The organism is Sphingomonas sp. BL-S-25 (assembly GCF_055521555.1).
The window spans coordinates 2,507,025-2,524,507 of the sequence record NZ_CM145486.1 but is presented as its reverse complement, the minus strand read 5'-3'; the positions used below and the strand labels follow the sequence as shown (position 1 = coordinate 2,524,507).

The 17,483-nt window shown below is 58.3% G+C and carries 12 protein-coding genes and 2 pseudogenes; 3 read left to right on the top strand and 11 right to left on the bottom strand.

Translation table 11 applies throughout. From position 1 onward, the window contains the following. Nucleotides 1–85: 85 nt before the first annotated feature. The 3 genes from ACZ1H8_RS12130 to ACZ1H8_RS12120 form a co-directional block, all read right to left on the bottom strand. Nucleotides 86–1,009 carry a nucleotidyltransferase domain-containing protein gene (locus ACZ1H8_RS12130; RefSeq protein ID WP_465177441.1) on the bottom strand — a complete coding sequence of 308 codons (924 nt, stop codon included), beginning with the start codon at nucleotides 1,007–1,009 and terminating at the stop codon, nucleotides 86–88. A 72-nt stretch (nucleotides 1,010–1,081) separates the two neighbouring features. Beyond that, nucleotides 1,082–1,291 carry a sigma factor-like helix-turn-helix DNA-binding protein gene (locus tag ACZ1H8_RS12125; RefSeq protein WP_465177440.1) on the bottom strand — a complete coding sequence of 70 codons (210 nt, stop codon included), beginning with the start codon at nucleotides 1,289–1,291 and terminating at the stop codon, nucleotides 1,082–1,084. Then, nucleotides 1,288–2,196: an ArdC family protein gene (locus ACZ1H8_RS12120; RefSeq protein ID WP_465177439.1), complete on the bottom strand. Its 909-nt coding sequence runs from the start codon at nucleotides 2,194–2,196 to the stop codon at nucleotides 1,288–1,290. The genes ACZ1H8_RS12125 and ACZ1H8_RS12120 overlap by 4 nt, the downstream gene beginning before the upstream one ends. A gap of 795 nt (nucleotides 2,197–2,991) precedes the next feature. Here ACZ1H8_RS12120 and ACZ1H8_RS12115 point away from each other — a divergent pair. Together ACZ1H8_RS12115 and ACZ1H8_RS12110 are read left to right on the top strand one after the other, a co-directional pair. Continuing rightward, a complete protein-coding gene (locus ACZ1H8_RS12115; protein WP_465177438.1) occupies nucleotides 2,992–3,201 on the top strand; it encodes a helix-turn-helix transcriptional regulator in 210 nt (69 codons plus the stop codon). Between the two features lie 242 nt (nucleotides 3,202–3,443). Then, nucleotides 3,444–5,447 carry a hypothetical protein gene (locus ACZ1H8_RS12110; protein ID WP_465177437.1) on the top strand — a complete coding sequence of 668 codons (2,004 nt, stop codon included), beginning with the start codon at nucleotides 3,444–3,446 and terminating at the stop codon, nucleotides 5,445–5,447. A 57-nt stretch (nucleotides 5,448–5,504) separates the two neighbouring features. On the opposite strand, the gene ACZ1H8_RS12105 is transcribed toward ACZ1H8_RS12110, so the two are convergent. Continuing rightward, a protein-coding gene (locus ACZ1H8_RS12105; RefSeq protein ID WP_465177436.1) for an IS3 family transposase occupies nucleotides 5,505–6,631 on the bottom strand; the annotation gives its coding sequence in 2 pieces (ribosomal slippage) (nucleotides 5,505–6,382 and nucleotides 6,382–6,631; 1,128 coding nt in all). 101 nt (nucleotides 6,632–6,732) lie between these two features. Here ACZ1H8_RS12105 and ACZ1H8_RS12100 point away from each other — a divergent pair. Next, nucleotides 6,733–8,034 carry a hypothetical protein gene (locus tag ACZ1H8_RS12100; RefSeq protein WP_465177435.1) on the top strand — a complete coding sequence of 434 codons (1,302 nt, stop codon included), beginning with the start codon at nucleotides 6,733–6,735 and terminating at the stop codon, nucleotides 8,032–8,034. Here ACZ1H8_RS12100 and ACZ1H8_RS12095 read toward each other — a convergent pair. From ACZ1H8_RS12095 to ACZ1H8_RS12065, 7 genes and pseudogenes are all read right to left on the bottom strand, one after another. After that, nucleotides 8,031–8,812: pseudogene (locus tag ACZ1H8_RS12095) on the bottom strand (IS5 family transposase). The gene ACZ1H8_RS12100 and the pseudogene ACZ1H8_RS12095 overlap by 4 nt on opposite strands. A gap of 87 nt (nucleotides 8,813–8,899) precedes the next feature. Then, nucleotides 8,900–9,846 (bottom strand): IS630 family transposase gene (locus ACZ1H8_RS12090; protein ID WP_465177434.1). Its coding sequence is split into 2 segments (ribosomal slippage): nucleotides 8,900–9,510 and nucleotides 9,510–9,846, totalling 948 coding nucleotides; the frame shifts between segments, so codons are not numbered across the junction. Between the two features lie 106 nt (nucleotides 9,847–9,952). Beyond that, nucleotides 9,953–10,839, bottom strand: a pseudogene (locus ACZ1H8_RS12085) (IS630 family transposase). Between the two features lie 173 nt (nucleotides 10,840–11,012). Then, the gene (locus ACZ1H8_RS12080; RefSeq protein ID WP_465177433.1) at nucleotides 11,013–11,423 is read right to left on the bottom strand and encodes a hypothetical protein; all 411 of its coding nucleotides are present in this window, start codon (nucleotides 11,421–11,423) and stop codon (nucleotides 11,013–11,015) included. Beyond that, on the bottom strand, nucleotides 11,413–13,590 hold the full coding sequence (locus ACZ1H8_RS12075; protein ID WP_465181391.1) for an RHS repeat domain-containing protein: 2,178 nt from the start codon (nucleotides 13,588–13,590) through the stop codon (nucleotides 11,413–11,415). Before ACZ1H8_RS12075 ends, ACZ1H8_RS12080 begins: the two co-directional genes overlap by 11 nt. A 2,752-nt stretch (nucleotides 13,591–16,342) precedes the next feature. Next, nucleotides 16,343–16,606 carry a hypothetical protein gene (locus ACZ1H8_RS12070; RefSeq protein ID WP_465177432.1) on the bottom strand — a complete coding sequence of 88 codons (264 nt, stop codon included), beginning with the start codon at nucleotides 16,604–16,606 and terminating at the stop codon, nucleotides 16,343–16,345. A 165-nt stretch (nucleotides 16,607–16,771) separates the two neighbouring features. Next, nucleotides 16,772–17,320 carry a hypothetical protein gene (locus ACZ1H8_RS12065; protein WP_465177431.1) on the bottom strand — a complete coding sequence of 183 codons (549 nt, stop codon included), beginning with the start codon at nucleotides 17,318–17,320 and terminating at the stop codon, nucleotides 16,772–16,774. Nucleotides 17,321–17,483: the final 163 nt, after the last annotated feature.

The window sequence follows — 17,483 nt, the reverse complement described above, 5'->3', positions numbered from 1 at the left end:
ACGCATAGGGGCCAAAACACTGGCCGATGAGACATGCCGGCGACCCACATTACGCCATTAAACGACGTGCTTACCAAGCAGCTCGTCACACAGCCGCGCTTCGCTCGAGCTTTGCGATTTGTTCTTCGCAGATCACCTGCACCGATTGGCCAAGAGCCTCAACGCGCACGCCGAGCCACGCCAGTTCTTGCTCGCTGATTAGGTAGTGTTTCGAGTAGCGCGCCTTCACATAAGCTTCCTTGAGCTTCTCGAAACGCGCGCGATCAGCCCGGCTATCGCGCGGCCACGCATCAACCAAGCGCGGGTCAATCCGCTCCGCCTGCGTGCGCAGGAAGCCGAGGTTGTGGACGTGCGGCGTGTAGAAAGTGCAGACCAGCAAAACGCAGTGGTAAAGCCGCTCGGCTGTTTGGTGCAGCAGGAATGCGGCGTCATTCACCTCTCGTTGCGAGAGGTAGAACTCATATCCTTTGAATCCGCTCTGTGCTTTGGGCAGCCATTCCTGGAAATACTCCCGCGCCATCGCCAGCGCCTGAGCCGGCGTCTTTGGCTTCGGCTCGTGAAAATCGGTATCCTCGCTCTGATAGAGCGCGATGCCATCGCGAGCGAGGTCCATGAAGAAATAGCGGCCATGCGCGAGCCCATCGTTCACCTCGCGGAGCGTATGGACGATGAAGTTCACCGGCGTGCGTAGCGTCTTGGTGATCGCCAGTTCGCGATTAAGGCGCTCCTCGGCGTTAGCCCAGAACTCGACCCGGTCGGTGAGCCGCTCGTCATTGACGACGATCAGCAGGTCGAAGTCCGACTGATAGCCCTTGGCGGTGTGGGGCTCGTCGACCCAGCCGCCACGAGCATAGCTGCCATACAGGATGACCTTCAGAATGCGCGCCTGGCGCTTCCACTCGACCGTTGCGGTCGAGAGCACGTCGCCAAACTCCTCGAACAGGATCTGGACGACGCGTTCCAACTCGCGCTGCTTGGCAACCGGCAGATGATCGAGGCTGGTCCTCATGTGGATGATCCTAACGCTGAGACACTGCGCAGTACACCTCGCCCGGCTTCAGCGGGCGAGGTGTCTCGCTGGTCATGGGAATTGGCTTCGGTCAGCACGGTCGAGCGCAATCAGAACGCGAGCAATTGTCTGCTCGACAACCTCGACGCTGCAATCATGGAGCTCGGCTGCCTGGACATAGTCGAGATCGTCGAACCGCACCGATCCGAAGATCGCCCGCTCGCGCTCAGGCAGCGCGCGAAAAGCGCGGCGCATCCGGCGAACGCGTAGCCAGGCGATCATGACGCCGCCTCCCGGTCAGGCGCAAACGCCAGCAGATAGTCCGCTGCCTTGCTCGCCGCACTCGCGGCCCGGAAGATGGCCTTGTCATCACCCCGCAGCACCTCGAGCCAGCTGCCGATATAGTCCGCATGCCGAACGCTGGGCTGGATCGACAGGGAAGCGCAGCTGAAGGCGCTGGCCATCTCGGCAACCAGTTCCTCGCGGGCATAGTCGGCGCCTCCGAATGCCCCCGTCTGATCGCGGTCCAGCCTTGAGCCATGCCCGGTCCAGTGGCCAAGCTCGTGCAGCACGGTGCGATACCAGTTGATCCGAACCGGAAATGCCAGCTGAGGCGGCACCGCGACATAGTCGACACCCGGGCTGTAATAGGCATCGCCGCCCCCAATCCGCACATCCGCGCCACTAGCCTCGATCAGCGCATGCACCTTAGGCACGCAATCCATCGGCTCGACCGGCCCGGCCGTAACCTCCGGCGTCAGCTTATCCGGCAGCCCCTCGCACTGGTCGATGTTGAACACGGTGAAGCGCTTGAGAAACGCAAGCTGCCGCGCCTCGCGATCTTCGCTTTGCGCCCGCTCGGCCTCGTCCCTCGGCGTGAAGCGATCGGCATAGCAGATCGTCGTGCCCCGCTCGCCCTTGCGGACATTACCGCCGGCCGCCTGCGCCTGCTTGTAGGTCAGCCAACGCTGAGACGCGTACTGTCCGTCGATGACTGCTGCCCACAGGATCAGAACGTTGATCCCCGAATAGCGCCGCCCGGTTAACGCATTGGCAGGCATCGCGCACGGACACGCCGCCGCGTCCCATGGCCGCACCCAGGGCAAGCGCCCCTCTTCCAGCTCGGTAATCACCCGCGCGGTCACCTCGTCATAGAGGCTCGCTCTGTTCTCAGCTCTGGCAGTCATGCTCCTCACTCCTCAAAACCACCGCAACCGGCGCCGGAATGGCGGGAGGTGGGCGGCAGGAGCGGACCGGCAGTCTCGCCGGCAGAGGCGGGTTGCACCCCGGGGTCCGCATTGCGCCTGCGCAATGGGGTGGCTCGGAGGGCCGAAACGTGAGTGGAGGAGCTGCGCGCAGCGCAGCTTGCTGCCCGCCGCGGCGGGACTAAGGGAAGCGACGCCCACCTCACGACAGTTCGAGTGCCGGAGGCACGCACGCCGCCGCGCACCGCGCGGCGACCGCAGCAACCCCGCGCGCCAGCGCCAGGCTCGCAGCCGCGAGCCGCATCAAGGCAGCGCTCTCGCATCCGGACGGTCGTCGCCGCGGCGTGCGCTCGCAAGCCCGTGAGCCAGCCGTCGCGGCGCCCTCCAGCCGGATCGAGTGCGCTACGCGCCAGAACGAAAGGATCTGCGGCCCCTGACGGCTTCGCAGAAGGCCGTCAGCGTACGCTCAGCTGAATCCGCGTTCCGCTGCCGGCGCCAGCCAACCGCGTCAAGCGATCGCCACCCGAACGGGCCGAGACGCGCAGCGGCTCGGCGACGCGCCAGCGGCGTAGAGCGCGGTCACGCGAAGCGTGGGACGCCCTGACACGAGCCTGTCGTTTCGAACCGTCCCAGCCAATCTTCGCCAACGCTTATTTATGACGCCACGGCTCGAGATTCCCCCGGGGACACCAGAGAGAGCCTTCCCGCCAACAGCACTTCCGACCAGTCTTTCTCCGGAAGCGCCAACAACCCCCAGTTCGGGCGAGGAGACACCCAATGCATAGCGAGACCCCCGACCGCATCCTCCGGATCACGACCGTCCTCGCCCGGACCGGCCTCAGTCGCTCGACTCTTTACCGCAAGATGCAAGGCGGCACCTTCCCCCAGAATGTGCAGATCAGCACCCGTTGCGCGGGCTGGCGCGAGTCAGCCATCAACGAGTGGCTCGACAACCCGATGTCCTACGGAGCCGAAGCCCGGCGATAGCCCCTGGTGGAGCAGCTCGGGAACGGGTGCCAGGTAATCGCGCCATGTGCTCCAGAATGTAACCCGGGGCGGCAATGATCCAAGCCGGCCGTTCGCTCGCCAATCGGTCGCCATCAGGGCAAACCGAACGCCGTCTTCGTGCAAAACCGAGCCCTGTCGTCTATTTGCGCCCTAGCTCTGCGCCAACGCAGGGATCCAGCTTATCGCCAGCTCCCTGCGTGATGCATTCGCAGGAGCATTTCATGTCAGACACCCCGACTACATCCGAACTCAACCCGGCGACTGCCCCGGGCGACCCCATGCAGCTCGAGGCCGACATCCTCGGCCGGCCCATCGCGCCAATGGGCACCCTCCGTACGCGTCCGCCCGGGATCCGGATCCCGTACCACCTGCACAAGCTGCGCAATCGCATGACCGACCAAACCCGAATTCTCGTGCTGGGCGACAGCCTGGCGACCAATCAGGTCGGCCAGTTCGTGTTCCAGTCGGTACTGATGCAGCATTATCAGTCAGAGCCCGTCTACACCTTCTATCCGGGCGCGAACTTCGATTACGGAGGTTATGGCGCGCCGTCGCTGACGAGCGCGAGCTCCGTCGTCGGCCTTAGCCCTGCCCAGAGCACCGCCAGCTACCGGCAGAAGTTCGACTATAGCTACGCGTTCGATGGCTCGTTCATCGAGATCGCACCCGGGCAGCACGCCGTGATCAATTCTCAGATGCTCGGCGACTATGTGGCGCTGCCGATCATCACGGAACCCGGAGCAGGGTCGGTGAAGATCGAGCATAACAGCCTCGTGCCGGCAACCGCGGCAGGTCCCTGGAACAGCCCGACTGCCGGCGAAATCGACAGCGCTCATTCGCTCACCGGTTCCGAGCTCATTGTCAGTGCGGCCGGCGCGCGGGGCCTCACCACGGTGAAGCTCAAGTTCGGCGCGATCCTGATCCGGAACCTCAAGATCACCAACACCGGCAGCGCGACCGTTCGCATTCTCTGGCAAGGCAACCAGGTCCGTACGGCGGCATCGATCAGCTATTATCTGGTCGGCCAGTCGAGCAACGGCTGGTCGCTGACCACCGATGCATCGATACCAATCATGGCGGCCCTCATTCGCGATTATCAGCCGGACATCATCTGGACGGTCAGCGACGACCGGCTCGCGGACTACCAGGCCCTCCTTCCGCGCCTCGAAGCCGCGATCGCGCAATCCGGGATGGTTTATCCGCCAGCCGTCATTCTGGAGCGCAACCCCTTCTACCAGAACGGGCCGCTCAACGACCTGTCGATCGCGGAGGCGACCGACTATTGCTGGCAGTTCGCGCAGAGCCGGCTCGACTGGGACGTGCTCGACCACATGGCTGTCGTGGGCGGTCTCGCATCGGCGACGAAGGCTGGACTGAATGGCGACAATATTCACTGGAGCCGCCAGATTACCGAGATGAGCCTGGCCGAGTGGTCCTCAATCCGGGGATATCTCCCCAAGACGAGGGAAACCGGCGGCCCTGCGGATACAGCCGCGGTCTTCAACGGTCGATCGCGCCGGCCCCTGGCGGCGAACAATGTGGCGGCGCTGGGGCTGCAGCCTGGCGTCTATGACATGGGCCAGCAAAGCTGGAGCGGCCTGGTCACCGGATCGGGCGCGGCAGTGACCCGCTCGGCCGCAGGAGTGCTACCGCTGAGCACGGGCAGCACTGCTTCCTCGACCGTGGTTGCCTATGTGAACGACCCTGACAACCCGGTCTACAATGCAGGAGGGGCACCGACCGTTCGGCAACTCGCAGCGATTGGCGGGTTCAAGTTTCGTGCGCGCCTCCAGCAGAATGCCGCGTCGGGTACGCTTCATGTCCTGATGACGTCGGATCGTGCCTATGGAGCCGCCTATAAGGGCGATCTGACCGGCAACGGCTTCGGCTTCGTGATCCGCGGCAATGCGATCCATGGACAATGCCGGCGCCCCGGCGGCGTTCTCTTCGAGACGACCACATCTCTCGTGATGAACACCTCGAGCTGGTACGAATTCTGGGTCGTCCTTCGAAAGACGCGAGATGACCGGGCATTCGCCGACATCGTCGAATGGTATGTCGGCGGTTTCGACTTTGTCACCAAGCTCGGCGAGACCAACATCGAATATCAGGGGCCGGGCGCATCCTCGCTGCGCTTCGACTTGTCAAACAACCAGGCAGCTCAGAATTATCGGGTCAGTGTGACACCTCCCGTGGTCACTACGATGAGAACTCCACCGAACTGAATCGAGAATGGCGCCGCGGGAAGACAGCCTGTGACGTGCTCCCCAAAACTCCTCCAGTCATAACTGGAGTCCGGGGTTATCATCGTGCCCTTGCGGGCGGGGCTGCACAACCCGCCTGGCAGCATCGGCGGGCGTCAGCCCGCCTATTCCGCTATGCGGCCGCACATGGTTGTAGTCGTCGCGCCAGTTGCTCAGCACCGAGCGGGCATGGCTCAACGACGCGAACAGCGTCTCGTTCAGGCATTCGTCGCGCAAGCGACCATTAAAGCTCTCGACGTAGCCGTTCTGCTGCGGCTTGCCCGGGGCGATGTAATGCCACTCGATCTGCCGGTCCTGCGCCCAGCGCAGGATCGCCAGGCTGGTCAGCTCGGTCCCGTTGTCGCTCACGATCATCAGCGGCCTGCCGCGAGCCGCGATGATCGCATCGAGCTCACGGGCGACACGAGCGCCCGACAGCGACGTATCGACCACCAGCGCGAGGTTCTCGCGCGTGAAGTCGTCCACCACCGCAAGGATGCGGATACGCCGGCTGTACACCAGCGTATCGCTCACAAAGTCCAGGCTCCAGCGCTGGTTCGGCCCTTGCGGCAACGTCATCGGTGCCCTTGTTCCCATCGCTCGCTTGCGACCCCGTCGGCGACGCACACGCAGGTTCTCCTCGCGATACAGTCGCAGCAGCTTCTTATGGTTCATCACGATGCCCTCGCGGGCCAGCATGATCCCCAGCCGACGGTAACCGAACCGGCGACGCTCGAGCGCGATCTCGCGAAGACGCGACCGAAGGTCGCCATCATCACTACGCCGATGCGCATAGCGCATCGACGATCGATCCACGCTGAGAATGGCGCACGCCCGACGCTCGCTGATGCCGAAGGTCTGCCGGACATCCTCGACAGCCCTTCGGCGAGCGGCAGGCTTCACCAGTTTTTTGAGGCAACCTCCTTCAGTACCGCATTGTCGAGCATCGCATCGGCCAGCAGGCGCTTCAGCCGCGCATTCTCATCCTCCAGCACCTTCAGCTTGCGTGCCTGCGACACATCCATGCCACCATAGCTCGCCTTCCATTTGTAGAAGGTCGCGCTGCTCACGCCGTGCTTGCGGCACACGTCCGCCGTCGATGACCCAGCTTCCTGCTCACGCAGGATCGCTATGATCTGCTCCTCGCTAAACCTGCTGCGCTTCATCTCCGTCCTCCTCAATGAAGGACTCTAGCTCAAACTGGCGGAGTTTCCGGGGAGCACGTCACAAGGTCGCGCTTGAGGCATTTGCAGCAGGGAGCGCGGACATGGGCAGGGCTTTGGTATTTCTCTGGGCACTGCTAGCCCCGTTACTGCTCATCAGCGTCCAAGCTCGGGCACTCAACAATGATTACCCCGCACCGTTGACCGACGCCCAGGTCGCTTATTATTTGAGCCGGCCCGACGCGACGACGCACGCCAGGTACAATCTCACGGACAGTGCTGGCAACATCATGCATCACCCTTCGATCCTGCAGGTCTCGGGCCAGGCCTACAAATATGCGGCTGTCTATCATACGCCCTACCAGGTTTCAGGCGGCATTCGATACAAGGTGAACCTGGCCGGCTCGAATGACCTGGAGAACTGGACGTTTATCGGCCTCCTACTCGACAACGCGGACATGCCAAAGATCGTCCGGGTCTCGGGCTCCAGCTGGATCATGGTCGCTCACGAGCAATGGCTTGGAGCAACTGCCTATTCCTCGGGGCCCGCCCGCATCGGATACAAGCTTTTCTATAACGAAAGCGACCTCATCAATCGAACCGTGCGCGCGACCTGGACGGCGCCGTCGTTTGTCGACCCGCTGAATGGTACGCCCAGCATCTACGAGGCCCATCTCGAATATTGGAACGGATACTACAGCGTCAGTGGGCAGTTCGGATTTCACCTGTGGAACGGTACCCGCGATGTAAATGCGGTGACGACGATCCAGCGGCTTTTCGATCCGCGCAACATCACGGTGACATACCCGTCGGTAGCCGACGCATATAATAGCCTGCTGATGGCGCAGGGCGTTACCGGAAACATCGGCGACCGCGACACGCTGATAACGACGAGTGCACGGTTCAATATCCAGGAAGGGAATATTGGGCTCCCTGCCGCTAGTTGGGACAAGTGGCGTATCTGGCTGTACAAATTCGGTGACGGCAACGCCTACCCGACAGGCATCGGTACATTCTCGCTGATCTCGCCGCGGACTCATGCAGCTAACCTGCCAGGGAACACCGAAGGTAGCGTCTCTTTCGGCAACCCCACCGTCACGATCGTGGACTCGCCTTCCGGTTCGGGAAAGTCGATCGTGATCTCCTACTTTGTCTTCGGGGAAGGCGCGAAGCCTGGGGAAACAGGCAGCCTACTCTATTACTTCGACCTAGACGCTACCTTCGCTTCGCTCACGACTTCCAACGTTCCGCAAGCTGGAACAGCCTCGACGTGGTTAGAAACACCCGACCGGAGCTTCCGAAAGCATTACCTCCCGAATTGCGCATCTAAGGACGCGTTCGGCTTGCAAGCCAAGTTACTACTTTCCTGCATCTCAATTGACATGCTGGTACGAGCCGAACCCTAGGCGCTGTTGACAAAGTTAGGCAACCACCTGCGGATAGCGGCAAGATTGAGGAAACTGGCGAACGACAGCGCGGTTTTGTCGTAGCGGGTGGCGATGCGGCGTTGATGCTTGAGGTGGCCGAACATGCGCTCGATGCGGTTACGGTCTCGGTATCGACGGAAGTCGCAGGCGATGTGTTCGCGCCGGTTGGCCTTTGGCGGGATGATCGGCAGGATGCCGCGCATCAACAGGTTCGCCCGGACCGCATCGCCGTCATACCCTTTATCGGCCAGCAGCGCCTTGGGCTTGTCGACAGGCAACGCCATGAGGTCATCGACAGCGCTATAATCCGATGCCTCCCCGCCAGTCAGGATGAAGCCAAGAGGGCGTCCCTGATTGTCACAACGGGCGTGGACTTTGCACGTAAAGCCGCCGCGTGATCGACCAAAAGCCTCCTTATGAGTCCCCCTTTAGCGCCCGCTGCCGAAACATGGCCGCGAACCGTGGTGCTGTCGATCATGTGCTGCCAGTCGTCGGTCAGCCCGAACTCGACCAGCGTGGCCAGCATCGCATCCCAGACGCCTTGTTCCGCCCAACGCCGGAACCGCACATAGACCGAGTTCCACTTGCCGTAGCGCTCGTGCATGTCGCGCCAGGGGCAGCCAACCCGCAGTACATGCAGCATCCCGTTTAGAAATCGCCGATTGTCATGGGCAGGGCGCGCCTTTCGGCCTCGCTCGGACGGCAGCAGCCCTTCGAGCACCGACCATTCCTCGTCCGTCAGATCGCCACGCGCCATCGCCGCCCCCTGCAAAGAGCAGCCTTGAATCAGAGATAAGGTCGTTTGGGAATCCACTTTGTCAACACGACCTAGAGCTTTTTCCGATCATTCTGCATCGTACCCGGCATTAGCGAAGTAGTTTGCGCATTCTGCGGGCGAGTAGAGGTTGATGATGCGTCCGATGGCGTTCCAGAGGCCATGGATGGTTCGCTCTGCAGCTTTGCGCAGATGGGCCTTGAGCTTGGAGAATGCCTGTTCGATCGGATTGAAGTCGGGGCTGTAGGGCGGGAGGAAGAGGAGCGTCGCGCCGACCGCCTCGATGGCTTCGCGGACGGCAGGCGTCTTGTGGCTGGACAGATTGTCCATGATGACAATGTCGCCGGGCGCCAGGTCGGGCACGAGTAGCTGGCGCACATATGCGGTGAAGGCATCGCGGTTGATGGGCCCGTCGATTACCATCGGGGCGATCATGCCGGTGCGGCGCAATCCAGCGACGAAGGTGGTGATCTTCCAATGCCCGTGCGGCACGCCCGAGCGCAGCCGCTCGCCGCGGCGGCAGCGACCGTGCCGCCGTGCCATGTTAGTTGATGCCCAGGTCTCGTCGATGAAGATCAGCCGGTCGGGATCGAGATCGAGTTGGCCGTCGAACCATGTCTCGCGCTGCTTCAGGACGTCGGGTCGATTCTGCTCCGCGACATGGGCCGTCTTTTTTTGCGCGTGATCCGGTGACGGTCGAAGAACCGCCACAGCGTACCGATCCCGACCGGCGTGCCGCGTTCTGCCAGCAGCGCCTGCAACTCGACCAGCGTGATGTCATCCCTCGCCTCGATTGCATCCAGGATGAACGTCGCATGCACGTCGATCCTGAAGGAGCGGGGGTCGCCGCCCTGCGGCTTGGCCGCCGGCGTACCGTTCCTGACGAAAAGTTGCCGCCAGCGGATCGCGCTTGCCGCGCTCACCCCGAACCGCAAAGCCGCAGCCCGGCACGACATCCCGCCCTCGATCGCGGCGACGACCCGCTCGCGAAGATCCTGAGATAGTACTCGTGGCATCCACACCGGCCTCCTGATCCCGGCATACAGCCTGAATCACAAAATCACCGCCGAGGGAATCCTCACGATTCACAACGCCCGGAAACCGTTCTAGAGCGGTTTCCACTCATTCCGGTTCATATCCGCATGAGCTGAAGTAGTTGGCGCATTCGGCGGGCTGGAAGATGTCGACGAGCCTGCCGATCAACCCCCACAGCCCGCTGACGGTTCGTTCGCCCACCTTGCGCAGTATGGCCTTGAGGCGGGAGAAGGCCTTTTCAATGGGATTGAAGTCGGGGCTGTAGGACGGGAGGAAGCGCAGGGTTGCTCCGGCCGCTTCGATCCGCTCTTTCACGGCGGCCCGCTTGTGGCTGGAGAGGTTGTCCATGATGACGACGTCGCCGGTCCGCAACTCTGGCACCAGGACCTGCGCCACATAGGCTTCGAACCAATCGCCGTTGATCGGCCCGTCCAGCACCATAGGCGCGACCATGCCGGTCATGCGCAGGCCGGCGACCAGCGTTGTGGTCTTGCGATGGCCATGCGGGAAGCCCATCCGCAATCGCTCGCCCTTGGCGCAGCGCCCGTGGCTGCGGGTCATGTTTGTCGCGGTCCAAGTCTCGTCGATGAACACGAGGCGTTCGGGCTCGAGATCGATCTAGCCGTCGAACCACCGCTGGCATCGCCTCAGGACGTCGGGAAGGTCTTGTTCGATCGCGTGGCCAGTCTTTTTTTGCGCGTGATCCCGTGACGGTCGACGAACCGCCACAGCGTACCGATCCCGACCGGCGTGCCGCGTTCTGCCAGCAGCGCCTGCAACTCGACCAGCGTGATATCATCCCTCGCCTCGATTGCATCCAGGATGAAGGCCGCATGCGCGTCGATCCTGAAGGAGCGGCGGTCGCCGCCCTGCGGCTTGGCCGCCGGCGTACCGTTTCTGACGACAAGTTGCCGCCAGCGGATCGCGCTTGCCGCGCTCACCCCGAACCGCGACGCAGCAGCCCGGCACGACATCCCTCCCTCGATCGCGGAAACAACGCTCGCAAAGATCCTGAGGTAGCAATTGTGGGATCCACACCGACCTCCTGATCCCGGCATCCAGCCTGAATCACAATCGATGCCGCGGGCATCCTCACGATTCAAAACGCCCTGAAACCGCTCTAGCCAGCCCGCCCGGCAGAACGAACTTAAATAGGCGGACTAACATCGACCAATTTGAGCACATTACCTGAATAGCTGTACTTTTTACACTTTTCGTCTTCTTCGATCGCCCTGTAGAAAAAACCCGACTTGCGAGATTTCGAACCATAAATCACGTCAAGTCTAAAATCACAAACGTCGCCTGCCCTAGCAATCGAGAGCATACCTGGTGATCCGATGTGGCCAGGGTAATATCCTCGTAATACAATTAACTTGATTCCGTTGGTGCGTAAGCGAATTACCTCAAGATTTCCAAGACCATCCCGCCCAATCCGACCACCGCCAACCTGCAATAGTCCAAATGAAACTGCCAGCGCAACTATAGCACAGGCAGCTGCACCAACAGCGATCATGGATACCAATGACCAAACGGCCCTCCTGCTGATACTAGTTTCCATTTTCCTCCTTCTCTTCAACAGGCTCATAGATTACTACCCCATGAGGCGGCTTTGTTTCCGGGAACCGCACAAAAGTTCGCTTAACAATTCGCCAATTGAACGGTCTGCCCCCGTTTCGCTTATATATTCCGCCCGCGAGTGAATTCGGGCCATCTGTCCAGAGAGCAGTCGCGGGCGGATCGGATAGATCCTCGCCGGTCGCCCTCTTGAAGGCTTCATTCGCGAACCACGCGCAGTTATACCAATACTCCCACGCACTATCTCCGTCATTGGACATTTCAGACAGGAATTTCATCAATTCGGCCTCTTGCGAGTCCGATATCCACTTCCCGCGCCCGTAGTCGGCCTTGTACCAGCTGTCTTTGAATTCAGTATTTACTTGGAGGCCCCTTCGACCGTTTCCTGTACCCGCGTTAAAGGTTCCATACGAGGTGAAAGTCCATCCTGTTGATGTACGTTTTGCATATACAATCCACGCGTGACTGTTATTGACATTGCCTGTTCTTGAATAGACGATCAAATATCCGCGACTACCATCCGGATCTATTACGTTTATTGGATCATTCCCGGTGTAGGCGTACATATTTAGACCATCAGCGTAACCAGCGCGATCTGCCTGCACAAACCTACCCAGTGTAGGAGAGTAAAATCTCGATTTAGCTAAATATAATCCCAGCTCATTGAACCAAGGATGACCTGTATACTGAAATCTGCCTACGTTATCAGAAGACGGTATGCCAAATTCGTCGTACTTGTTACGAGCGACCACACTGCCGCTTTCGCTCGCTCGCGTTATAACGGAGCCACGCTCATCTGCGAGTAGGAATGTCCTAACGCCTGAGCTTAGACTTGATCCCGAGTACTCAACGATTGGCGCAATCTGCCCGTAACCATAGACATATCGCTTTACAAGAGAGTTGCTTGCATCAAATTCGCCAATAATCTGCTCACCGTCATATATAAACTTAGACGTAGACGATTGATTGAGTTCGATTAGCCTGTTCATCGCGTCGTACTTCAGGGACGAGTTTACCACTACACCGCTGACAGAATGAGTCATACTGGTGAGCAGGTCTTCGGAATCGTATAAGTAGTTATCTGAGATGAGCGGACCAGTTGTCGACGTATAATTCTGCAAATTACCACGACTATCATGAACAAATAAGCCCCCTGACGTTGAGCTTACTTGGTTTAAGCCATTATTTGCATATGAACGATTCGTTTGGACAGTAGGATGCCATCCATACGCATCGTTACTGCTGGATTGGTTTACTATTTGGCTTGCAGGATTATAATTGAAGCTTTTGCTAAGCTCGTCCGACCCATTCAACAATGTGTGGCGTAGTGAAGATAATCGACCGCCCCCCGCTAGATCAAAATTGGTCCCAATCCCATTCCCGCGCGAAATCTTCGTTAATCGTCCAGTATCATCGTAAGAATAACTCGCAAGCAAACCATTGTTAAATGTCGACGAATCCTCGCGGACTTGTGTTAGATTTCCAGCTACGTCATATTGATAATTGACTTTGAAGTTGTCCGGCCACCTTATAGACGTGCGGCGCCCAACGGAGTCGAACTCATAATTAACCGACCCCAAAGATCCTGTCTCGGAAATGATATTTCCAACTTGATCGTATTCTGTCGCCGTCGATAGCCCGCCTCTCGTGGAATTTACAATTCTGCCCTGTAGATCATACCCATATGACACATCTGAACCCGGCCCTGGCGTGTCTCGGAACACTAACCGATTCAAGGCGTCATACTGCTGGCTTATATACTTAGTATTGTCCAAGGCATACCCTCGAAGACGTCGCAATACGATATTGTTCCTACTATCATATTGCAGTTCTTCGTAATCTGTCGCGGAGCTCTGCCCGGCTCCCGCCGATGTCAATGGATAATACGTTCTGTATAGCCTGTCTAATCTATCATATGCATAAGTGGTAGTGTTGCCCCGGGCATCGGTAACGGACTGTACGGCTCCATTGTCCGTATATCTCCCACTCCATTCAACCGAAGCTACGCTCGTGCTATAACCGGTTGTCACGGACACCTTGCGTCCGACTTGATCATATGAAGCCACTGTAATTCTGTCAGGTCCGAACTCCCCCTCCGGACCGAGGTCACATGCGGACGTTGGATAGACAATATCAGGAGCGATATTCATTCGAACCGCAGAACATTGCATCCTGCCTTCATTATCATAGCTATATTGTTGCACACTCTCGGTATCCGTTCCCGAGAGATCCCTCACGAACTGCAGCCGTCCTGATTGGTAAAGTGCAATGCTCGAATATCTTGGGACGAATGCCTGCCAAGCAGCGTCAGTACTGTCTGCGACCGACCCGATCTCTACAGACAATCTCCGACCAACCGCATCATAGGATCGACGTTCGGCACGGCGCTTCCGTGGGCCTCCGCCGTCCGGATCCGGGGAAATAATTCCCACAAGACGGCGGCCCATATCGTAGCGATAGTGGGTTGAATCCTCGTTGCCCGGTAAGGCGCCATCCACCCTGGCGATATCGCCTGATGGCGTGTACGACATAGATAATGCCACATTTAAAGGCTGGTCGCCACGCCCCCTTGCGACACTAGTCTGGTTCCCGTTGGCATCGAATGTCGCGCTCATCCGCACTTCATCCGCACTCCCGACACATGCTGGCGCAGCATGCGTCGAGCAAAGCGAAATACCGGTCAAGCGCCATACACCTGAAACCATAGTATAACTGTATCTAATTTCCGGGCGAACCGCGCCCGCTTGCGAAGCTGGCTGTTTTATCGATGTGACAAGTCCGCTAATCTGATCGTAGGTATAATTGGTTACGGCTCCTGACGGGTCGATCTCCGTCGTCGGCTTGTTGCACGTCACGGGATTGGTGCAATTTGCCTCGTACGTAAATGCGTATCCGATCTCTCCTTGTGCAGTCCCAGTCTTTCCACCGTACCTAACGGCTGTTGCATTGCCACGTGAGTCTAGCGTATACGCCGTATAATTTCCCTCAGGCCGGGTTATTCGTTCAAGACGTCCAGATGAATCATATGAATAAGTCTCGGTCTTCCCCAGTGCGTTTGTGACAGTGTTTGGCCGTCCCGTCGCCGGATTTGAGACGACGGTAATCTGACCGCTAGGCCCGCCCGTTCGGACCATAGTGACGGCGGTCGCGTTGACTGTTCGAGCGTAGTTGAAAGTTATTCCGTCTTTAGTGACTGACGATACATTTGAAGGACTTCCGCTAACCATGAAACTTGGCGTTATCTCATCAGGGCGCCTGATGCTCGTTGACGTGACCCGCCACTGTTTGCCCGCCGTGTCAGTAATATCGGTCGTGTCTTCGGCTGGATAGACGTAGGCGACGGATGATTGAACCGTCGAGGCGCTTATCGAATCATTGTAAAATTTTGCGTTTTGCCTTTGATACCACCCCGTGCTCGGCGGCGCTGCGCCACTCCCCCCGCCCAATGTGGAATACCCAAACCCCACTCGGTAGCCGAAGTTCGTAATTATGCTTTTTAAACGCCAGGCGTAGGTTCGTGTCGTTTGACCAGCGTAGGGCACTCCAGGATAAGCATAGAGCTGGTAGTTCAAGTCGAACTTGCGCCCATCTGCATATGTAACGGATTGCGGTATCATGTCACATGTATTCTGATTAGGCGCAGCAGACCCACAGAAGTTATTATACCCTTGGTCTCCACCTGATCCATCTATAAATTGGATTCTCGTGCCATCGGACTTTGTATATACAAACGCCCCTGTCAGGCTCGATCCGTCCGATTTAGTTGGCTCGTATGCGCCGCTGCCCACTTTAACAAATATGTCGACCGATCTATTATACTGCCCGACCCTAACTGTTGTTATTGAACCGCTGACTGTCTTTGTTAAAAACAATCCATCCCACTGAAGGGGATAATTTCCGTTATTTTGACGTATAAGGGAAATTTTATTTTGTCCGGTCCCGATTGAGCCCTCTTCAAGACTGAATTCGATATCACCCCTAGCGAGATCCACCCCGTTCTCGTCTCGATTTCGGTACTCTTGAGCGGAGGCCTTACAGCACCACCCACACATCAAAATGGTAGTTGCCAGCATTAGAGCGCGTGATTTTTGAATTTTAGCGCTTGCGCATTGGTTGCTATCCGGCATCGATTCCCCCGTTTTGCCATCTCAACAGCTGAATGGAAGTCATTATGATATCGTTAGGCATTCTTGCGAATGCGCAGACTGTTTCGTGATACTTGCTTATAATCGGTAGCGGGGCACTTTCAACATAAAACAATAACCTGCAAGGTTAACATTATACTCTTCTTTCAAATGCGCCATGTTCGCACTTGCAGCACGCGCTGGCGCGGGCGCCTCCCGTAAGCCCAGCTATAAAACTACCGACTGACGGTCCCATCAGCCGAAACAGTGGGCGGATGAGCTTCAATATGTAGATTAACGCTTCGAAGTCCAAGCACCCGATTTGCTAGCGACATCCACGTTATCTCCGCCGTAGGCTCGTAGCGCGAAGCCACCGGCGCATTGATGCGATCTGGCCAGGGTCAGGGAATTTTCCGCCAACTTATCGCAGCGGATGGCGGCGCGGCGAAGATACTTAAGTCTGGAGAAGACGAGCTCGCTCAGATTCGCTCCAATCGAACCGCTAGCTGAAGCAAGGCTTCCAATTTCGCTTGGATTTGGGCGGGATGTTGGGCCTGGCGCGCTGCTCCCCGATCAGTATGCGGATACGACCAGCATTGAAAGCATTGTAAGCGAGCAGGATCATATTCGGACCGAGGTGGTTCAGCAGATCGTCCGAGACTAGCCCATCATATGCCTGCTCAGCGGTCAGGCTGAGCCGGATCGGGGAGGGCCTGCACATAGACTACCGCATGGATTTTGGTCGTGAGCCACCTCGGGAGCGACCGTAGCAATGATCTCAATCTCCCTTTTCGCCGCCGCGGATGCCGGCAGGTGTACGTCTCGCGCAAACAGCTTGTGCAACTTGAACCACGTGATGTCGTTCTTTGACTCCAATGGCATCCAGAACGAGGTACGCGTGCTTGTCGATCCTGGAGGAGCCGCGGTCGCCACCCTGCGGTTGACCGCTGTTGTGGCGCGCCGAAGCGCCAACTGAAGCCGGCGGATCGCGCTTGCCGCGCCCGCCCGAAAAGCTGCTGCAACCCCGCAGATATTCCACCATCAACCGCGGCAACTACCCCCCCCCCCCCCGATCTTGGTCGGTGCTCGTGCCGCCCAGGCCTAGTGGCACCGGCAAGGAACTTGGGTAGCAAAGCCGCAGCATAGTGATTTTTAATTATTATGCGCGTGAAAACGCCTCTATATTAAATACTTGATAAAAAAATCGTCAATGCCCGCCGGTGCCGGTTGACCAGACGATTTGCCCGGACATTTTCCTTACGAGTACATTGCCGTCATTCTCTATCGACAGAGTCGCACAGTAATTCTGCGCCGTATTCGATGACCATACCGAACCCCCAGGACGGTACAGCACCAGATTTCCATCACTCTGGAAGGCCGCCAAATTCGCGCCGGATCCAACCGTATTCGTTGACCATCCCATGGGCACCCAACCACTCCCGAGATTTCCATAGACGACTAGGTTGCCATCCGATTGCATCCGGAACATGAACTTTCCGTTTGCCGAATAGACCGATTGGTCGACTCCAATAGTGAGCTCGGTGCGCGTATGGACGTACTGAGTCCTGTTGCCTGCAGAATCATATGAGTATTTTGTCAAATCGCCCTTATCGGACTTGGCGTCACAAACTGAGCTTATCCGACCAAGTGCATCATACTCATAGTAAATGCCGGGGTTAGCACGCGTCGCAGAACTACTTAGCACCAGTGCGGATGGAACGGCGCATTTTAGCCACCAAGCCTTTTTAAACAGCATCCTCACCCCCATCGTGCCGCAAGAAAATTAAATACTATAAGAGATTGTCAGGAACGCAATACGCCAAGATCCGAACAAGCATCTTGCCTGGGATTTGGTGCACCGCCGGTCGACATAAGATGCGCCCGTACAACGAGACGCTTGCTTCACGTCCGCTTTACAG

Coding starts and splice junctions, on each gene's coding strand:
- ACZ1H8_RS12110 (WP_465177437.1), top strand. CDS start 3,444: ATGTCAGACACCCCGACTACATCCGAACTCAACCCGGCGACTGCCCCG.
- ACZ1H8_RS12065 (WP_465177431.1), bottom strand. CDS start 17,320: ATGCTGTTTAAAAAGGCTTGGTGGCTAAAATGCGCCGTTCCATCCGCA.
- ACZ1H8_RS12115 (WP_465177438.1), top strand. CDS start 2,992: ATGCATAGCGAGACCCCCGACCGCATCCTCCGGATCACGACCGTCCTC.
- ACZ1H8_RS12125 (WP_465177440.1), bottom strand. CDS start 1,291: ATGATCGCCTGGCTACGCGTTCGCCGGATGCGCCGCGCTTTTCGCGCG.
- ACZ1H8_RS12080 (WP_465177433.1), bottom strand. CDS start 11,423: ATGGAAACTAGTATCAGCAGGAGGGCCGTTTGGTCATTGGTATCCATG.
- ACZ1H8_RS12130 (WP_465177441.1), bottom strand. CDS start 1,009: ATGAGGACCAGCCTCGATCATCTGCCGGTTGCCAAGCAGCGCGAGTTG.
- ACZ1H8_RS12070 (WP_465177432.1), bottom strand. CDS start 16,606: ATGGTGGAATATCTGCGGGGTTGCAGCAGCTTTTCGGGCGGGCGCGGC.
- ACZ1H8_RS12120 (WP_465177439.1), bottom strand. CDS start 2,196: ATGACTGCCAGAGCTGAGAACAGAGCGAGCCTCTATGACGAGGTGACC.
- ACZ1H8_RS12100 (WP_465177435.1), top strand. CDS start 6,733: ATGGGCAGGGCTTTGGTATTTCTCTGGGCACTGCTAGCCCCGTTACTG.
- ACZ1H8_RS12075 (WP_465181391.1), bottom strand. CDS start 13,590: ATGAATATCGCTCCTGATATTGTCTATCCAACGTCCGCATGTGACCTC.